15 protein-coding genes are annotated in these 17,473 nt (G+C 64.6%); 5 read left to right on the top strand and 10 right to left on the bottom strand.

What is annotated here, in order from left to right; genetic code table 11:
* Positions 1-19: 19 nt before the first annotated feature.
* From QRN59_RS09065 to QRN59_RS09075, 3 genes are all read left to right on the top strand, one after another.
* Entirely contained in the window at positions 20-2,917 is a 2,898-nt protein-coding gene (locus tag QRN59_RS09065) for a DEAD/DEAH box helicase (RefSeq protein ID WP_284982189.1), read from the top strand.
* A 32-nt stretch (positions 2,918-2,949) separates the two neighbouring features.
* Complete coding sequence (locus QRN59_RS09070; protein ID WP_284982190.1) at positions 2,950-4,626, top strand: amidohydrolase; 1,677 nt, start codon at positions 2,950-2,952, stop codon at positions 4,624-4,626.
* A gap of 438 nt (positions 4,627-5,064) precedes the next feature.
* The gene (locus QRN59_RS09075; protein ID WP_284982191.1) at positions 5,065-5,808 is read left to right on the top strand and encodes a polyprenol monophosphomannose synthase; all 744 of its coding nucleotides are present in this window, start codon (positions 5,065-5,067) and stop codon (positions 5,806-5,808) included.
* Between the two features lie 66 nt (positions 5,809-5,874).
* Here QRN59_RS09075 and QRN59_RS09080 read toward each other — a convergent pair whose 3' ends face one another.
* Positions 5,875-6,228 (bottom strand): YegP family protein, encoded by a 354-nt coding sequence (locus QRN59_RS09080; RefSeq protein WP_284982192.1) that lies wholly within the window; start codon positions 6,226-6,228, stop codon positions 5,875-5,877.
* Between the two features lie 217 nt (positions 6,229-6,445).
* Here QRN59_RS09080 and QRN59_RS09085 point away from each other — a divergent pair, with 217 nt between their 5' ends.
* A complete protein-coding gene (locus QRN59_RS09085; protein ID WP_284982193.1) occupies positions 6,446-6,703 on the top strand; it encodes a DUF6458 family protein in 258 nt (85 codons plus the stop codon).
* A gap of 79 nt (positions 6,704-6,782) precedes the next feature.
* Positions 6,783-7,121 (top strand): YciI family protein, encoded by a 339-nt coding sequence (locus QRN59_RS09090; protein WP_284982194.1) that lies wholly within the window; start codon positions 6,783-6,785, stop codon positions 7,119-7,121.
* A gap of 25 nt (positions 7,122-7,146) precedes the next feature.
* Here QRN59_RS09090 and QRN59_RS09095 read toward each other — a convergent pair whose 3' ends face one another.
* The 9 genes from QRN59_RS09095 to QRN59_RS09135 form a co-directional block, all read right to left on the bottom strand.
* Positions 7,147-8,457: a serine/threonine-protein kinase gene (locus QRN59_RS09095; RefSeq protein ID WP_284982195.1), complete on the bottom strand. Its 1,311-nt coding sequence runs from the start codon at positions 8,455-8,457 to the stop codon at positions 7,147-7,149.
* An 88-nt stretch (positions 8,458-8,545) separates the two neighbouring features.
* On the bottom strand, positions 8,546-9,574 hold the full coding sequence (locus QRN59_RS09100) for a DUF4862 family protein (protein WP_284982196.1): 1,029 nt from the start codon (positions 9,572-9,574) through the stop codon (positions 8,546-8,548).
* A complete protein-coding gene (locus QRN59_RS09105) occupies positions 9,571-10,524 on the bottom strand; it encodes a sugar kinase (protein ID WP_284982197.1) in 954 nt (317 codons plus the stop codon). The genes QRN59_RS09100 and QRN59_RS09105 overlap by 4 nt, the downstream gene beginning before the upstream one ends.
* Positions 10,521-11,198: a bifunctional 4-hydroxy-2-oxoglutarate aldolase/2-dehydro-3-deoxy-phosphogluconate aldolase gene (locus QRN59_RS09110; protein WP_284982198.1), complete on the bottom strand. Its 678-nt coding sequence runs from the start codon at positions 11,196-11,198 to the stop codon at positions 10,521-10,523. The genes QRN59_RS09105 and QRN59_RS09110 overlap by 4 nt, the downstream gene beginning before the upstream one ends.
* 78 nt (positions 11,199-11,276) lie before the next feature.
* Complete coding sequence (locus QRN59_RS09115; protein ID WP_284982199.1) at positions 11,277-12,653, bottom strand: MFS transporter; 1,377 nt, start codon at positions 12,651-12,653, stop codon at positions 11,277-11,279.
* Positions 12,654-12,701: 48 nt separating this feature from the next.
* Complete coding sequence (locus QRN59_RS09120) at positions 12,702-13,754, bottom strand: NAD(P)-dependent alcohol dehydrogenase (RefSeq protein ID WP_284982200.1); 1,053 nt, start codon at positions 13,752-13,754, stop codon at positions 12,702-12,704.
* The gene (locus QRN59_RS09125; protein WP_284982201.1) at positions 13,751-15,274 is read right to left on the bottom strand and encodes a mannitol dehydrogenase family protein; all 1,524 of its coding nucleotides are present in this window, start codon (positions 15,272-15,274) and stop codon (positions 13,751-13,753) included. Before QRN59_RS09125 ends, QRN59_RS09120 begins: the two co-directional genes overlap by 4 nt.
* 3 nt (positions 15,275-15,277) lie before the next feature.
* A complete protein-coding gene (manD, locus tag QRN59_RS09130) occupies positions 15,278-16,495 on the bottom strand; it encodes a D-mannonate dehydratase ManD (protein WP_284982202.1) in 1,218 nt (405 codons plus the stop codon).
* Positions 16,492-17,472 carry a 2-hydroxyacid dehydrogenase gene (locus QRN59_RS09135; protein ID WP_284982203.1) on the bottom strand — a complete coding sequence of 327 codons (981 nt, stop codon included), beginning with the start codon at positions 17,470-17,472 and terminating at the stop codon, positions 16,492-16,494. Before QRN59_RS09135 ends, manD begins: the two co-directional genes overlap by 4 nt.
* Position 17,473 lies beyond the last annotated feature (1 nt).

Here is a 17,473-nt window from a genome sequence, read left to right on the forward strand (position 1 = left end):
CGGCCACTAGGCTTGAAGCATGTCCTCCAATTCAGGGGCCCTTTCGCCCTCAGAAGCCTTTCAAGCCGCAGCGCAACGGAGTGCTGAGTCGAAAACCTATCTTGGCACCTTCGCCCGGACACTGGAGTTCGAGCTTGACGATTTCCAGCGGGACGCGTGCCATTCGCTCCAGGAGGGCAAGGGAGTGCTCGTGGCGGCGCCCACGGGCGCCGGGAAGACAATCGTTGGCGAGTTCGCCATCTATCTGGCGCTCGAACGCGGGCTCAAGGCGTTTTATACAACGCCGATCAAGGCACTAAGCAACCAGAAGTTCTCCGAGCTCTCGGCGAAGTACGGTGCCTCAAGCGTGGGACTGCTGACCGGTGACACCACCATCAACGGCGAGGCCCCGATTGTGGTGATGACCACTGAGGTCCTGAGGAACATGCTGTACGCGGACTCGGACACCCTGGGGGACCTTGGCTACGTCGTGATGGACGAGGTGCACTACTTGGCAGACCGCTTCCGCGGCGCCGTCTGGGAAGAGGTGATCATCCACCTGCCCAGCGAGGTGCAAGTGGTTTCCCTCAGCGCCACGGTGTCCAATGCGGAAGAGTTTGGCGCGTGGTTGGACACTGTGCGCGGACACACTGACGTGATTGTCTCCGAACACCGTCCCGTCCCCTTGTGGCAGCACGTCATGGTGGGGCGTGAGATCGTCGATCTGTTCGCCGGGGATACCGCGTTTGACGAGATCGCCCCAGGGGCACCAGACGGCGAAGCGCCCGCGCCGGAGGCAATACGGGAGCCGGAGCGCAATCCCCTGCAGAGGGAATTCGAGGTCAACCCGGAGCTACTGTCGATGGCCCGGGCGGAAAGCCAGATGAACTTCCGTGGCCGCTTTGGCCATGGCGGACGCAGCCGCCGCCGGCAGGACCGTCAGCGTGACAACACTGCCGGGGAGCAGCGCAGCCCGGTGCGCAAGGCCAGCCGGCCCCAGATCATTGCGAGCCTGGACCGCCAAGGACTGCTACCGGCCATTACGTTCATCTTTTCCCGTGCCGGCTGCGACGGGGCTGTCGCGCAGTGTGCCGCCGCCGGGCTGTGGCTCACGACGGAGCGCGAACAACAGATCATCGCGTCCCGGGTGGATGAGGCGAGCCGCGAGATTCCAGCCGACGACCTCGATGTCCTGGGTTTTTGGAGTTGGCGTGACGGCCTGCTCCGCGGGCTCGCGGCGCACCACGCCGGTTTGCTGCCGACCTTCAAGGAAGTCGTGGAGACGCTCTTCGCCGATGGCCTTGTGAAAGCCGTTTTTGCCACGGAGACCCTCGCCCTGGGCGTCAATATGCCGGCCCGCTGCGTTGTCCTGGAGAAGCTCGACAAGTTCAATGGCGAAGCGCACGTCAACATCACCGCGGGGGAGTACACCCAGTTGACCGGCCGTGCGGGAAGGCGAGGAATCGACGTCGAAGGCCACGCCGTGGTCCTCTGGCAACCGGGTACCGACCCTGCCGCCGTCGCCGGCCTCGCTTCGCGCCGCACCTACCCGCTCAACTCGAGCTTCCGCCCTACCTACAACATGAGCATCAACCTGATTGCGCAGTTCGGCCGGCCCAGGGCACGCCAAATCCTCGAATCCTCCTTCGCCCAATTTCAGGCTGACCGTTCCGTGGTCGGGCTGGCCCGGCAGGTTCGAAGCCGCGAAGAGTCGCTGGCCGGCTATGCGGAATCCATGAAGTGCCACCTGGGCGACTTCACCGAGTACGCAAAACTCCGGCGGGACCTCGGCGAGGCCGAGCAATTTGCCTCAAGGAGCACTTCGCGGGCCCGCAAATCATTGACCGTGGACTCGCTGGCCCGGCTCATGCCCGGCGACATAGTCAAGGTTCCGGGCGGACGCACGCCGGGTTACGCCGTCGTGCTCAACGCCGATCCCAACTCGCGGGAACCGCGCCCCGCGGTCCTCACGGAAGACAACCAGCTGCACAGGATCGGTGCCCACGAAGTCGAAGGTCCGGTCGCTCCCGTGTCCTGGATCCGGATTCCGAAGTCGTTCAACGCGAAGCTGCCCAAATCCCGTCGTGACCTGGCCTCTGCCATGCGGAATGCCGTGCGCGAGGGACGTCCGCCGGCCCGCGGCACGAACCGGAGCGAGGACTTTGGCCGGGCCCGCTACATGCCGGACCAGGAAAAGAAGATCGCAGACCTTCGCCGCGCACTGCGCGCCCATCCCTGCCACGGCTGCAGCGAACGCGAGGACCATGCCCGCTGGGCTGAGCGCTGGTGGAAATTACGCCATGAGACTGACGGGCTCGTCCGGCAGATCCAGGGCCGTACCAATACGATCGCGAAGACATTTGACCGCGTGTGCGATGTCCTCGCTGCCTACGGTTACCTCCAGACGTCCGACGCCGGCCATGTCACCATCAGCGCGGACGGCCAGCGCCTGCGCCGTATCTATGGCGAAAAAGACCTGCTGATCTCCCAATCCATACGCCAAGGGGCCATCAAGGACCTCGATGCCGCCGAGCTGGCTGCGCTGGCCAGCACGATGGTCTACCAAGCCAAACGGGACGATCGCGGCCTGCGACCCAAAATGCCGTCCGTAGCCCTCGAAACATCCGTGGACATCGTGGTGCGTGAGTGGTCTGCGCTGGAGGACGTCGAGGACAAAAACAGGCTGCCGTTGACCGCCGAGCCAGAGCTGGGACTTGTTTGGCCCATCTTCAAATGGGCGAAGGGCCGCCATTTGCAAGAGGTTCTCAGCGGCACCGACCTTGCCGCAGGCGACTTCGTGCGCTGGGCGAAGCAGGTCATCGACCTCCTGGACCAGATGGCAAAGATTCCAGGGCTTGAACGGCGCCAAACCAAGATGTGCCGCGAAGCGATCGATCTGGTCCGCCGCGGCGTCGTCGCGTACTCCAACGTCTCCTGACACACCACAGATTCCCAGCAAGGAGCATATCCATGACTCATCCAAGCGTGCCTGCCGATACCCGGCCCCGCAAGGTCACGATGTACCGGAACGGCTCCGTTTACACAGCCGCTGATCCCTTTGCGACGGCAATGCTGGTTGACGGAGACACTGTTGCCTGGGTTGGTTCGGAGCAGGCAGCCACGTCGATTGCCGATTCTTCGATGGAAATCATCGATCTCCGGGGAGCCTTGCTCGCGCCCGGTTTCGTGGACTCCCACATGCACCTCACGGAGACCGGAATTGCTTCCGATTCCGTCCAGCTCGCCGGGGTCCGCTCGGCACGGGAGCTGCTCGACGCCGTCGCCCTGGCCTCCAGGGCTCTTGGCACCACCGGTGCCGTGCTTGGCCACGGTTGGGATGACTCGCTATGGCACGAAAAGACGCTGCCCGCGCCGCAGGAGCTCGACCGGGCCGCGGGCGGGCGCAAGGTGTACCTGGCGCGCGTGGACGCGCACTCTGCCCTCGCTTCATCCTCTTTGGCATCCGCCGCGGGCCTGAACGGCCTGGACGGGTACGACGGTTCCGCCCGCGTCCTGAGGGCTGCCCACACCGCGGCGCGGCTGGTCGCCAGGCAGTTCCCCGACACCGAACGCCGCCGATACCAGGAACTGGCCCTCCGCGAGGCTGCGGCCAACGGTTATGTCGCCCTGGCCGAAATGGCGGCTCCGCACATTTGCAGCGTCGACGACCTTCGGATGTCTGCGTCGTGGAACTCCGCATCGTGGAACGACGGCAGCGCGGGCGTCCCCGGGATCCTTCCCTATTGGGGCGAACTAGCGACATCGGCCGAGCATGCCGCGGCCATCCTGGAAGGCTTGGGCGTTTCCGTTCTTGGCCTGGCCGGTGATTTGAACATCGATGGTTCCATCGGTTCGCGAACGGCTGCCCTCAGCGAAGACTACGCAGACGCGCCGGGCCATCGCGGAAGCCTCTATGTCTCCGTGGACGAAGCCGCCACCCACATTGCGGCCTGTTCAGTGCTCGGTATCCAGGCAGGCTTCCACGTCATTGGCGACGCGGGACTGAAGACGGTGCTGGATGCTTTGGACCTTGCCGCGTCGGAAGTGGGGGAGCAACGGGTCCGTGCCGCCGCGCACCGCCTCGAGCATGTGGAAATGGCGGATGCCGGCGATCTCGCCCGGCTTGCGAAGTATTCGATTACAGTGAGCGCACAGCCCGCCTTCGATGCCACCTGGGGCGGGGCGGGAAAACTGTACGAGCAGCGCCTGGGGGCGCGAAGCTTGGCCATGAACCCCTTCGCTTCCTACTACTCCACCGGCGTGCCTGTCTGCTTTGGAAGCGATAGCCCGGTCACCCCGTTGCGCCCATGGTCCAGTGTCAGGGCATGCTTGGAACACAGCAATCCGGATCAACGCATCTCGGCGCGGGCGGCGTTCCTCGGACACACCCGGGCTGGTTGGCGGGCCGGCAAAGAGCGCAATCCGCTCATGGGGCAATTGGTTCCCGGGGCCCCTGCAAGTTTCGCAGTGTGGGAAGTCGAAGAGCTGATGGTGCAGGTGGCCGATGACCGCGTCCAGTCCTGGTCTACCGATCCGCGCGCGCGAACGCCGCTCCTCCCCGCGCTGGACAGCGGTAGCGATCCCGCTTGCCTGCAGACCGTGAGCGAAGGCCAGGAGATCTTCGCGAGTGAAACTTTGCGGTCATAGTTGCAGATAGCTTTGCCGGTTCTGAGGGCCCCTGACCTGCGTGTATAGATAAAGCCCCAGCTCAGACGGCGCTTGACAGGATTTGTGAAGTCCGTAGCATTTAGGGTCAACAGGCTTCCACAGGGAACACCTGGTTGTCTGGCCGCGGTGGGGTCCGCTGCCAAAAACAGTTATCGGACCCGTTTTCCAAAACCGTGGCACTCGTAGTGGGCAGGTCCACTGTGCCGCAGAAAACGGTTCGGCCTCGAGTTCAACACGCGGGCCGGCACTGGACCTGGGCTAGTGGACCTGCCCGCGGCCAAGCACGACCCATGTGGCGGACGCCACAGGTGGCCGCAGGTACGTCAAGTTGTCGTCCTATAATGGAGAGTTGCGCCTGAATGCCAGCCACGCTGCTGCTCCGGCCCACTGACCGCTCCATCAAGGAAAGGCCTCTTCTTGCGTGTCCTGACGATCATCCCCACGTACAACGAGTTGGAATCGCTACCCAAGACCCTCGGACGGCTGCGCGCGGCTGTGCCCGCCTCCGACGTCCTGGTCGTCGACGACAACAGCCCTGACGGCACGGGACAGCTCGCCGACAGCATCGCCGCCGAGGACAGCCAGGTCCATGTGCTGCACCGCAAGGGCAAGGAAGGCCTCGGCGCGGCGTATATTGCCGGATTCAAGTGGGGCATGGCCGCCGGCTACGACGTCCTCGTTGAGATGGACGCCGATGGTTCGCACCAGCCCGAGCAATTGCCGTTGCTTCTGGAGGCGATCAACGACGGCGCCGACCTCGCCATGGGCTCACGCTGGGTTCCAGGTGGCGGCACGGTGAACTGGCCTCTCTACCGCCAGGCGATTTCACGCACGGGCAGCACCTATGCCCGGCTCATGCTTGGGTTGAAGATCAAAGACATCACCGGAGGCTACCGCGCGTTCCGTCGCAGCACCCTTGAGGCGCTCAAGCTTGACCAGGTCGAATCGGTTGGCTATGGCTTCCAAGTGGACCTGGCGTGGCGGGTCGCCAAGCTTGGCCTGAAGATCGTTGAACGCCCCATCACCTTCGTGGAGCGCGAGCTCGGGGCCTCCAAGATGAGCGGCAACATTGTTGTTGAGGCCATGATCAACGTCACCAAGTGGGGGCTCGCTTCCCGTTGGGCCGCGTTGACCGGGAAGAAGGCTCCGGCCTCGAAGTAAGCCAAACAGACAAAGGCCGGGTCCGCGCTCTGGGAAGAGAGACCCGGCCATTTCTGCGGTCCGGCGCTACTTGACGCCGCTATTTCGACCAGTTCGGCCATCTTTGGACGTCAGTGCTTTGTAGCCGCGCCTGCGAACTATAGAGGTTCGGCCCAGCCAGTTCCGGACCCGGCCCGGCTCCGCTTCGGCAGGGTCCGGCGCGGAGATTCCCGGTGCTGGTCCGGATGCCGCCGGCCGGCTCGGACACAGGTCCGTGATCAGTCCCATTCCCGCACATGCCCGCACTTCGCGGATTCCCACCACTGCAGCGCGTTTGGTCTCAAAATCTTTCGAGACCGCCATGACAGTCCCGTCCGCTGCCTTCAGCCGGAACCGGTACCGTTCGCGGGCATCGACAAACAGTTCAAACTTGCCCGCCATTCGCTGACCTCCCCAATAGATACATATGGTCCTCAATCGACCGTACCCGGCAGCCACCAAAAAGCAAAGCACCCTTACTGTTTTAAGTCATGTCCGCGGGGATGCCGATGCAGGCATGTGGTTGCCGGATGAGGTGCTGACGTGTAGTTTTGGCGATGCAAAGCAACCTTAGTAATACCCGCACCGCCGGGTCCGCGGTTCAGCAGGAGGTACAGCAGTGGGTATCGGATCATCCATCTTCCTTATCGCCATTGGCGCCATTCTGGCCTTCGCCGTCCCCGGGGATGTCGTGTCATTCATTGACCTGCATATGGTGGGCTACATCCTCATGGTCGTCGGCGTGATCGGCTTGATCGTTTCCCTCTTCGTGTTCGGCCCTCGCCGGACCCGTCGAATCAGCGAAAGCCGCGCCACAGTAGACCCCGCCACGGGGGAACGCATCGTGACCAGGGACACCCGCGACAGCGGGCTCTAACAACTACAGACAGGCTCAACCCGGACGGCAACCAAACGCGTCGTTGCCGTCCGGCCCGACCGTGGGGGACCCTTGAGGCATGACCAAATACCTCATTTCCTTCCCGAGCGCAGCCCTGGTGCTCACCGACGAGGAGTTCCCGGTTGTCTCCGCCGATGCCCACGCTGTGATCGAGGAGGCGAAGGCCGCAGGCGTCTACGTCTTCGGCGGTGGGATCGAAGAGGAAGTCGATCCCGTACTGGTTTCCGCCGACGGCTCGGTGAGCACCGATATCTATCCCGGCTCCGAACTCAAGGGCGGGTTCACCGTGCTGGAGCTTCCGACGCGCGGGGAGGCGGTCGAGTGGGCGAGGAAGATCGCGGTGGCCTGCCGTTGCCCGCAGGAGCTCCGCGAGTTCATGTACGACCCGCAAAGCTAGCGTTCGTCAGCCCAGGCCCAGGTTCCTAACCGCCATTTCCCTTGCCGTTGCCCTTGTGGCGCCCGGGGGCCGGTACCACAGGAACCGGCCCAACCGGCGTCGATGTCTCAATGCTCGGTGAGGGTGTTGGGGTTGACGTAGGGGCGCCGGGCGTGGGCGTTGCCGCGACGGACGGCTCCGGGGCGGCGGGAGCGGGCGGCTGGAAGGCGCTCACACCACCGACCACCAGGGCGCAGGTAAGAAGTGCGCCGCCGACAGCCCACGCCGATCTGCGCGCGCGGCTTAGCGGTTTCCCCCGCCATTGGCGCCTGCTTCGTACGGGCGGCACGACGACGGTACTCTCGCCTCCGCTTTCGCCCGACGTTGCCACAGGCTGAACGCGCGTCTGGATATTTGCTTTGGCCGTGCGGGGCGGGCGGTCGGGCATACGGGGAAGGGTCTGTGTGGCTCCGTTGGCGCCAACGGGCATCGCCGCAGGGACGCCGGAACTGAGGGCACCCCGGAGTGCCTGCTCAACGTCTCGCGCGCCGGGCCGTGCGGAAGGCTGAGTCGATGTCATCGCGGTGAGCAGGTCAACCCAGCGCGAACCGAGGGCCTCCGGTACACGGGGTGGGCGGTGCAGCCTCGCAACGGCCGACTCGACGCTCGTCCCCGGATATTCGAGCTTTCCGGTGAGGCATTCGAGGAGCAGAAGTCCGAGGGAGTAGATATCGCTTGCCGGTCCGAGGGTGGAGCCGGTGGCCTGTTCCGGGCTCAGGTATGCCGCGGTTCCCACCATGGTGCCCGTTGCTGTCAGGCGTGTTCCCTCGATGATGCGGGCGATTCCGAAGTCGGTGAGCTTGGGCCGGATGGGGGATCCTGCGGGACCATCAGCCAGGAGGACATTGGCGGGTTTGATATCGCGGTGGATGATCCCACGCCCATGGACGTATTCCAGGGCCGAAGCCAGATCCGCCCCGATATGGGCCACGTCCTGGTTCGCCAGCGCTCGGCTCCGCAATCTGGCATGCAGGTCCGGACCATGAATCAGTTCCATCGTGAGGAATGTCCGGGCATGCTCCGGGTCCCGATGGTCGGTACCCGCGTCGAAGAGAGTGACGAGGGACGGATGGTTGAATGTCGCCAGGAGCCGCATCTCGTTTTCATGCCGGGCAAGCTCGTCCGGCCCTCCCATCAGGGGAGCAAAGAGCTTCAGCGCCACATGGCGGCCGAGCCTCTCATCCTGCGCCCGGTACACTGACGCTGTCGCGCCGCGCCCGATCAGGGTTCCCAGCCTGTACCGACCTGCTACAAGGGCATCGCTGTCTCCAGTGACGGGGCCATCCGGCACGCTCACACCTCGCTTTCCTCGAACCGACGGAGCCCATATAGTCTAGGCCCCTTGCCTGGCCATGGACATTCGTCGCCTCTGGTCTGATGTCCCGCTACTTGCTTGTCCCGCTCCGCTCGTCCCTCCTCTCCGCATGGCGGGCCAGCTCAAGGGTTTTCGAAATGACGGCCACGCGCTGCTCCACGGTTGCGTGCGGAGGGGCGGCAACCTTGATTCCCCGAAAATTCCTGCCGCTCGCCGGACCTGCCGCGCGCAAGCATTCCCCCATGCGGTCCACCGTCAGGAGGGACGACGCCTCAAGGACATCCAGGCCCGCGACGGATTCGACGTACGGACCGGCGTGCCTCTCGGTACGGGGTGCAGGAGGAACATGTACATCAGACCAGGCCGGACCGTACCGGGTATCAACCCCTGCGCAGCCTGACAGCACCAACCCTCCGAGGAGGTCACCCCCGCGCAGGAAGTTGATGTGCTCCAGAGCGGCGTCCGGTCTGCGTTGCTCAATGACTGAACGGCCCCAGTTGACGGCAATGCCCATGGACCGGCCACTTGACTCGTTCACGCGGTGCATTGTTTCCGCTTCAACCTCGAGAGGGAGAAATCCCTTGGAGGGGGCCTGGCCGGGGACAAATGCATCACAGTGCTCAAGCACAATCTGCGCTCCGTTCCACTGCCAGTCGGATATTTCCTTCAGCGAGTCGGCCAAGGCGGCCGCAGAAGCCCGTTGTCCGTCTGCCCAAGGCGCCGAATGGATCTCGACGGCAACAACCGCGGCTCGACCAAGGCTCTCGTTGAGCCTTCCGGCGGCATTCAGCGCCTCTCGAATGAAGTCGAATGCCGCCTGGCGCCCGGCACTGGATCTTGAGGCCAGGCCGAAGCCGGGGTCTGAGCCAAGGCGGGCCATGGTCCCCGGAATGGTTGTCACGATGAACTCTGCTTGCCCGGGCAACTGCCGCAAGAACCAGGATTCGTCGTCCTTGTGCAGTTTCCCCGCGAAGGGGACTTCGAGGCCGGCAACGCCGTCCAGTTCCAGGACAGATTTGAGAAACCTGCCTTCAGCCGACGGATCCCATCCGCTCAAACTGGGTGCCGCCGCATAGGCCCCTACAAAGAATGTGCTCATCGGCTGACCGGTTCATGGTTGCCAAGGAGTGGCAGTTCATCGCGCCGGGGGAGCCCCTCCCAGTCGCCGGGTACGAGGCAAACAAAAGCGCCCGTGCTGACGGCTGTCTGAAGACGCTCCTCCGTGCCCATGCCCTCTACGAATTCGGCCAGGTAGCCGGAGACGAAAGCGTCGCCGGCGCCCACGGTATCGAGGGCTTCGATGACGAGTGCGTCCTGTCTGAAAACCTGGCCGTCGACGAATGCCAAGGCGCCGTCTGCGCCCAACTTGATAACCACCTGGCTGGGCCCCATGGCGGCGATGCGTCTGGCGGCCTCTTCGGCGTCGCAGACTGTCCCGACCGCGAGTTCGGCCTCTTCGAGGCCGGCGAACACGATGTCGACGTCCGGGATAATCTCGCGGTAGGCACTTCCGGCGGTTTCGGCGTTCCAGAGCTTGCTGCGGTAATTCAGGTCGAAGGAAACAGGAACACCGGATGCTTTGGCCGCAGCGATGGCAAAGCGAAAAGTGGACGCTGCCTGGGGAGAAAGCGCCGGGGTAATGCCGCTGACATGGAGCAACGCCGCCCCCGCAATCAGTTCATCGTCGACGTCGTCGGGGACAATCCGTGAGCCCGCACTGCCGGAGCGGTAATACGCAACTTTCTGGGCTGAGGGGGTCCGACGTTCCTTGATCATCAGGCCCGTGGGCGCGTCGTCGTCGACTATGGCGCGCACATCCACGCCCTCGGCGCGGATCTCCCGTTCTACAAGCTGGCCGAGGGAATCCGCCCCGATGCGGCCGCACCAGACGGCTTGGACACCCAAACGTTGCAGGCCGATGGCAACATTGGACTCAGACCCTCCGATACCGAGGCTCAAGGTGGACGCATGGGCCAGCGGGCCGGCCTTGTCCGACGCCATGAGCGCCATGGTTTCGCCGAGGGTGACGACATAAGGTTTGGTGGTCATCTCTTCTCGCCACCTGCCTCGTCGACGAGCGCGCGGACCCGCCGGGCCCGTGCGGTCAGTTCAGTCAAGCTCCCGCCTTCGAACGCGTCGCCGAGGAGCGGTCCTCCGAGGCTGACAGCCAATGCCCCTGCGCGAATCCATGCAGGTACGTCATCGATTTCGACGCCGCCGGAAGGGACCACTTGGATGTCGGGGAAGGGGCCGCGCAGTTGGGACACGTAGCCGGGGCCGACTGTGGAAGCGGGGAAGACTTTGACGGCGGTGGCGCCCAGCTTCCAACCGGTGTGGAGCTCGGTGGGGGTGAGCCCACCGGGAAAGACGGGCACGCCGCGTTGAGTGCAGGCGGTGATGACGTCCGGTTCGGTGATGGGCGTAACGATGTACGCGGCACCCAGGTCGAGTGCCGTTTCGGCCTCGCCAAGAGTGGTCACGGTGCCGACGCCGATTTCCACAGACCCGCCGAACCGCTCCTTTAGCAGGGGAAGTTCCTCGAATACCCCCGGCGTGCTCAGCGTCAGCTCGATACTGAGCACCCCGCCTTCCCGGAGGGCTTCGATCACAGGGCCGTAGTCCTTGGCGTGTCTGGCGCGCAGCACTGCAACGACCTTGGAGTCGCGGAGGATCGCGGACGGGGCCGGACGGGAGGCAGTGCCCGGGTTCTCGAGGCGGAGCATTGGATGTCCTTCGTATCTTGGTTGGCTGGCGGGCGTTCCCGACGGCGGCACGCGCCGCCGTCGGGAGACCTTCGGGTGCTATTGGACGTGCTGCGCTTCGGAGGTCACCGGAACAACCCTGCTTTTGCCCTGCGCGGCGTCCTCAGGATCCGTGAGGTCGCGGTTCAGGGTCTCCGGGGTCATCCGCGTGGCGATGAAGCTGATGAGCATGGTCACCGACATGTAGATCGCCACGGGAATCCAGGAGTTGCTGAACATGCCCAGCAGGGCAGCGCAGATCATCGGAGCGATGCCTCCGCCGATGATGGACGAGAATTCGCGGCCCAAGGTGACGCCTGCATAGCGGTAACGGCTGCCGAAGATCTCAGGGAAGTAGCTCATGTGCACGCCCACCACGCCTTGGCAGGCCAGCATGAAACCGATGATCATCACCAGCACGATGGCTACCGGGGAGCCGGTGGTCAGCAGCAGGAACGCGGGGGCAGGGAAGAGGATGAGTGCCCCGGTGATGAGTGAGACGACGCGCCGGCGCCCGATCTTGTCGGAAAGGATTCCGAAGGACACAGCCGCGACGCCGCCGCAGAGCGAACCGATGAGGAGTACTGGAGGAATGAACTTAGGGTCCGTTCCGATCACACTGATGAGGTAGGAGGCCATGAACACCTGGATGGTGTAGGACTGGGTGCTGACGCCGAAGTTCATCAGGATGACGCGCAGGACGTTGGCCTTGCCGTACTTGGCAACTTCCCGCAGGGGTGCCGGGGGTTCCGTGCGGGCCTGCTTGATCTCTTCGAAGACCGGTGATTCGTCCAGCTTGCGCCGGATGACCAGCGCGGCGATGGTGACGAAGATACTGGAGAGGAAGACGAGCCTCCAACCCCACGTGAGCATGTCGTTGGGTGCCAAGGACTGCGCCGCGATCCACACGAGTGCTCCGAGTGCCGTTCCGGCGGCGGCGCCGACCATGATGAGGGACGCCAGCTTGCCTCGGGTTCCAGGCGCGGCGGATTCGGTGAGCAGCGTTGCGCCGCCCGATTGTTCAGCACCGGCGCCGAAGCCCTGCGCTGCGCGGCAGACACAGAGCAGGATCGGGGCAAAGAGTCCGATCTGGCCAAAGGTCGGCAGGAGCCCGATCGCCAGCGTCGCCCCGCCCATGAGAAGCAGAGTGACTACCAGGACCCACTTGCGGCCGAGGCGGTCACCGAAGTGGGAGAAGAAAATCCCGCCGAGCGGACGGAACAGGAATCCGACGGCGAAGGTGCTGAAACTGGCCAGCAGCGCCGCCGCGGGGGAAATGTTGGGGAAGAAGAGCTTGCTGAACACGAGTGCGGACGCAGTGCCGTAGATGACAAAGTCGTAGAGCTCAAGGGTGGTGCCGATGAGTCCGGCGACGGCGGCCTTCCGGACCTTGCTTTGGTCCACCGGCGTGGGCGGGAGGTTTGCTGCTGTGGTCATTTCCATACTCCTTTGAATGGATGTCCGCTGGCCCGTACTTGGGCCGAGTCAGTAGGTGATGAGGACTTTGAGGTTGGTGGGGTCTGTCACCGGGGCCGTGAGTGCGGCCGCGGCGTTGGCGAGTGGATATGTTGCGGTGATGATTGACCGGAGGTCCACTACGCCTGAGGAGGCGAGCTGAATCGCCGTCGGGAACGCGTTGGCGTACCGGAATGCGGTCACCAGATCGATTTCATAACGTTGGAGGAATCCGAGCGGGATCCCGTCGACGGAGGGGCGGGCCTGGCCCACCACGGTGGCCCGGGCGGCCGGGGCAAGGGCATAGATGCCGTCGGCCAGTGCACGGGTATTGCCGGAGCACTCGATCAGGCGATCCAGGTCCTTCAACTCCAAGGCCGTCACTGCGGTGTTGATGGTCCGGGAGGCGCCGAACCGGGCGGCAACAGCCAGGCGGTCGTCGTTGACGTCGGTCACGACGATCTCCGACGCGCCACGGGAGGCCGCCACTTGCGCCACGAGCAGTCCGATCGGCCCCGCGCCCGTGATCAGCACCCGGTGGCCGGCCTTTACCTGTGCCCGTTCAACGGCCCAGACGGCGACGGCAAGCGGCTCGATCGCTGCCCCCACCTCGGCGGGGACGCTTTCCGGCAGAACGTGAAGGGCGGCTTCGGGCACCACTACGTGGCGGGCAAACAGCCCGTCGGTAGGCGGAGAACCGAAGCACGTCCCCGTCGGGCAGAGGTTGTAGCGTCCGGAGAGGCACGTGGGGCAGTTCCCGCACGGCAGCGCCGGTTCAATCACGACGGCGGTGCCCACGGCAATTCTGGCTGCCTCACCGCCCGCGACGACGACGCCCGCACCTTCATGGCCGAGAACCGTGGGCTGGCGAAGGACGTTGGTGCCATTGCGGCCGTCGGCGAAGTAGTGCATGTCGGAGCCGCAGATGCCGCCTGAGCGCATCTCGACCAGGACATCGTTCGGTCCGAGGGGCTTCAGCGATTTCTGTTCGATACGGAGATCTCCTGCGCCGTGCAGGACGGCCGCTTCCGTGCTCAGCGGGAGGGAGGATCCGTCGGCGCGGCGGACTGCTTGGGTGGTCATCGGATGCTCCGGGTCTGTGCGGGAAGTAGTGAGGGTGACTCGGCTGCCGCGTTTGCGGCGGCGAGGGGGCCTTGCCGATGGATGATGTCGATCAGTTCACCGGTGCGGCCGATGAAGTCTCCACGCGTCGCAAGCTCGTCTCCTAGGAGACGGTGTTCGCCGAGTACCTTGGCGGCGAGGTCCTGTCCGGAGGAGGATCCCGCTGCGAGCTCCTGGAGTGTCTTCCGGGCGGGGTCTTGCATCTCGTTGGCGTGGTTGCCGGGGTCGAATCCCCGAAGAGGTGCGATGCACGACAAGTACGCGGCGACGGTGAGTGCGAGGTAGTGGGGCATCGCACCTGTGTCGAGCATTTCCAAGGCTGGAATCGGGATCCGCTGGCGGAGCTTGACGGAACCATCGCTGCCCACCTGGCTGGTCCGGTGCCCCAATGCCGAGTTACGCCAACGCGAGAAGAGTTGCTCCTCGTAGGCCTCGACGTCGACTGCTGCGGGCACCGTCACGCTCGGCAGGTATTCATCACGGAGTACATGGCGGGCGGCGGCTTCGATGTAGTCGATGCCCGTGGCGTCCGGAATGGTGGCTGCACCGGACAGGGCTCCGAGGTAGGCGATCAGCGAATGGGTGCCGTTGAGGAGGCGGACCTTGAGCTGCTCGTACGCCGCGACGTCGTCCGTAAAGATGGCTCCCGCAGCCTCCCATGCCGGGCGGCCAGCGATGAAGTTGTCCTCCAGGATCCACATTGTGAAGGGCTCGGCAGGTACGGGGATCTGGTCGGCGTAACCGAGTTGCTCGGCGACAAGGCTACGGTAGTGGTCTGTCGTGGCGGGCACGATCCGGTCCACCATGGACGACGGGAAGGTGACGTTGGCACCGATCCAATGCAACGTCTCGGCGGCTTCAGCTGTCGGCAACAGTGAGGCGAATTCGCGGACCAGGCGCTGGGTGTGGTGCCCGTTGTCTGCGAGGTTGTCGCAACTGAGGACCGTCACTGCTTTGCCGTGGGTCCGTGCCCGCTGCTGGAGTCCGCGGACGATCTGCCCGATCGGCGTGCGGGGGGCCGAGCCGGTGGCGAGATCGTGCTGAACGTCGGGATCGGCAACGTTCAGGGAGCCTGTTGCCGGGCTGTAGGTGTAGCCGTTTTCCGTAACCGTGAGGGACACGATGCGCGTGCTCTCGTCGCCAATGGCGGCCACAACCCGCTGCGGGTCGTGTGCTGCAACGAAGGCGTCCGTATGCACGCGCGGCGTCGAGAACTTCGATCCGTCGGGCGAGATCTCGACGACGGTGTACAGCATGTCTTGTGCGTGCATGGCATCGGTGATGGCGCTTGAGCGGCTCGAGATTCCGATGATTCCCCAGTCTCCGCCGTGCGCCGCGACGGCTGCATCCGTGTAGACGGCCTGGTGTGCGCGGTGGAAGTTGCCGAAGCCGAGGTGCACGATGCCGGGGGCTGGCGCTGCGGTTCGGCTCAGGACTCCGGGAGTTCCTGCGTTCAGGGGCGGGAGAGTTGGAGTGACCACGATTCACCAGTCCTTCATGGAGCCGTCGAGTTCCCGGGCAATGGGTAGGTAGGCCTGCGTATAGGGGAACCGGGCTGCCGCGTCTTCATCCACGTGGACACCCAGGCCAGGCTCGTCACCGGGGTGCAGGTAGCCGTCTTCGAAGCGGAAGCTTGATTGGAAGACCTCGGACACCAGGGGGTCGTAGCCCATGTATTCCTGGATGGCGAAGTTGCTGGTGGCGAGGCCGAGGTGCAGTGATGCGGACAGGTTGATGGGGGAGACGTCGGAGGGGCCGTGGGGTGCGCCCTTGATCTGGTAAACCTCGGCGAGAGCCAGGATCTTGCGGACGTGGGAGATGCCTCCGGCATGCACGACGGCGGTGCGGATGTAGTCGATGAGCCGTTCAGTGATGAGCAACTCGGCATCCCAGACGGTGTTGAAGACTTCCCCGATAGCCAGCGGAATGGTGGTCTGCTGTCGCAGCGTGCGCAGCAGACGCTGGTTCTCCGCGGGGGTGACGTCCTCCAGCCAGAACAGGTCCACGTCTTCCAGGGAGCGGGCCAGCCGGGCGGCTTCGGTGGGGTTGAGGCGGTGGTGGACGTCGTGAAGCAACTTGAGCTCGGGTCCGACGTGCTCACGCACTGCGGAGAGGATCTTTGGTGCGTGGCGCAGGTAGGCGGAGGTGTCCCAGTCTTCTTCGACAGGTCCGGCGCCGCGTCCGGCGGGTTCGTAGCTCGCGGCTCCCTTGGTGACGCCGTAGACCTTGTCGAGCCCGGGGACACCGGACTGGGCACGGACGGCACGGAAGCCTTGTTCGCGGCGCTGGTCTACCGAGTCCAGCAGTTCCGGCAGGTCCCAGCCGGTGGCATGCGTGTAGGTGAGGATCTTGTCGCGGGCTGCGCCGCCCAGGAGCTGGTAGACCGGAACACCGAGGGCCTTGCCCTTGATGTCCCAGAGGGCGAGGTCGATCGCGCCGATCGCGGCCATGGTCACCGGGCCACGACGCCAGTACGCGCCTTTGTAAAAGTATTGCCAGGTGTCTTCGATGCGGTCTGCGTCCCTGCCCAGCAGGGCTGGGGCAAGGTGATCGCGGAGGTAGCTCGCGACGGAGAGTTCGCGGCCGTTGAGGGTGGCGTCACCCCAACCGACGATGCCGTCGTCGGTGGTGATCTTGAGGGTGACGAAGTTGCGGCTCGGGCTGGTTACCAGGACGTCGACGTCGACGATTTTTCGGGTCATCGGGAAATCACTACATTCTTCAGGGTTTCGTTTTTGGAAAGGCGGGTGATGTTTTCGGCGATCTCGAGTGCGCGGCTGCGGAAGGTCTTTGCGGTGACGCCGGAGGAGTGCGGGGTCATGATGATGTTGTCCAGCCGGCCGAACGGAAGGGCAGATGGTTCGCCGCGGCCGTCGGGGCCCGGGTATTGGTACCAGACGTCGATCGCGGCCCCCGCGATCCGCCGGTCTTTCAGGGCTTCGTAGAGTGCGGCTTCGTCGACGACGGGCCCGCGGGCAATGTTGACGAGCAAGCCGTCCGGGCCAAGGTCGTCGAGTTCAGCCGCGCTGATGATGCCGGTGGTTTGCTCCGAGAGGGGGATGCTGACCACGAGAATGTCCGATTCACTGAGTGCTTCGCCAAGCCGCTCGGTGGTGCCGGCCCAGCGCAGGGAGTTCGCTTCCGCGTCGACGCTGCCGCTGCGGGTGATGGAGATGCCTTCGGCGCCGAAAGCCTTAAGCAGTGCCCAGGCGGCACTGCCGATGTGTCCGAACCCGAGGAACGTCACCACGGCACCGCGGAGTGTTTCGGGCTGCCGGATCTCGGAGGAGTAGACCGAGGAAGACCAGACGCCGCTCCGAAGCGCCGCGTCTTGGCCGATCAGGTTGCGGCGGAGGGCCACCAAAACGGCGGCGATGTGTTCGGCAATGGAACTTTCGTGGTGGAAGGTGTTCGCGCAGACCGCACCGGAGGGCAACGCGGAGGCGTCGATGCCGTCGTAGCCGGCACCACCCACGTGCACGAGCCGCAGATTGCTGGCGGCCGCGCCCATGGCCTCGGTGAAGCGTGGCCCGACGTAGACGTCGGCATCTTTGAGGTCGGTGAGTACTGCATGCTCGCTCCAGCTGTCGTGCCAGGAGGTAAGGGCCCCCTCGGGGAGCGCGGCCTCGAAAGTGGAGCGGTGGGGCATCAGGTTGGGATCTGCGATGACGATTCTCATG

The sequence above is a fragment of the Arthrobacter sp. efr-133-TYG-118 genome (assembly GCF_030209755.1).
Classification (GTDB): Bacteria; Actinomycetota; Actinomycetes; order Actinomycetales; family Micrococcaceae; genus Arthrobacter.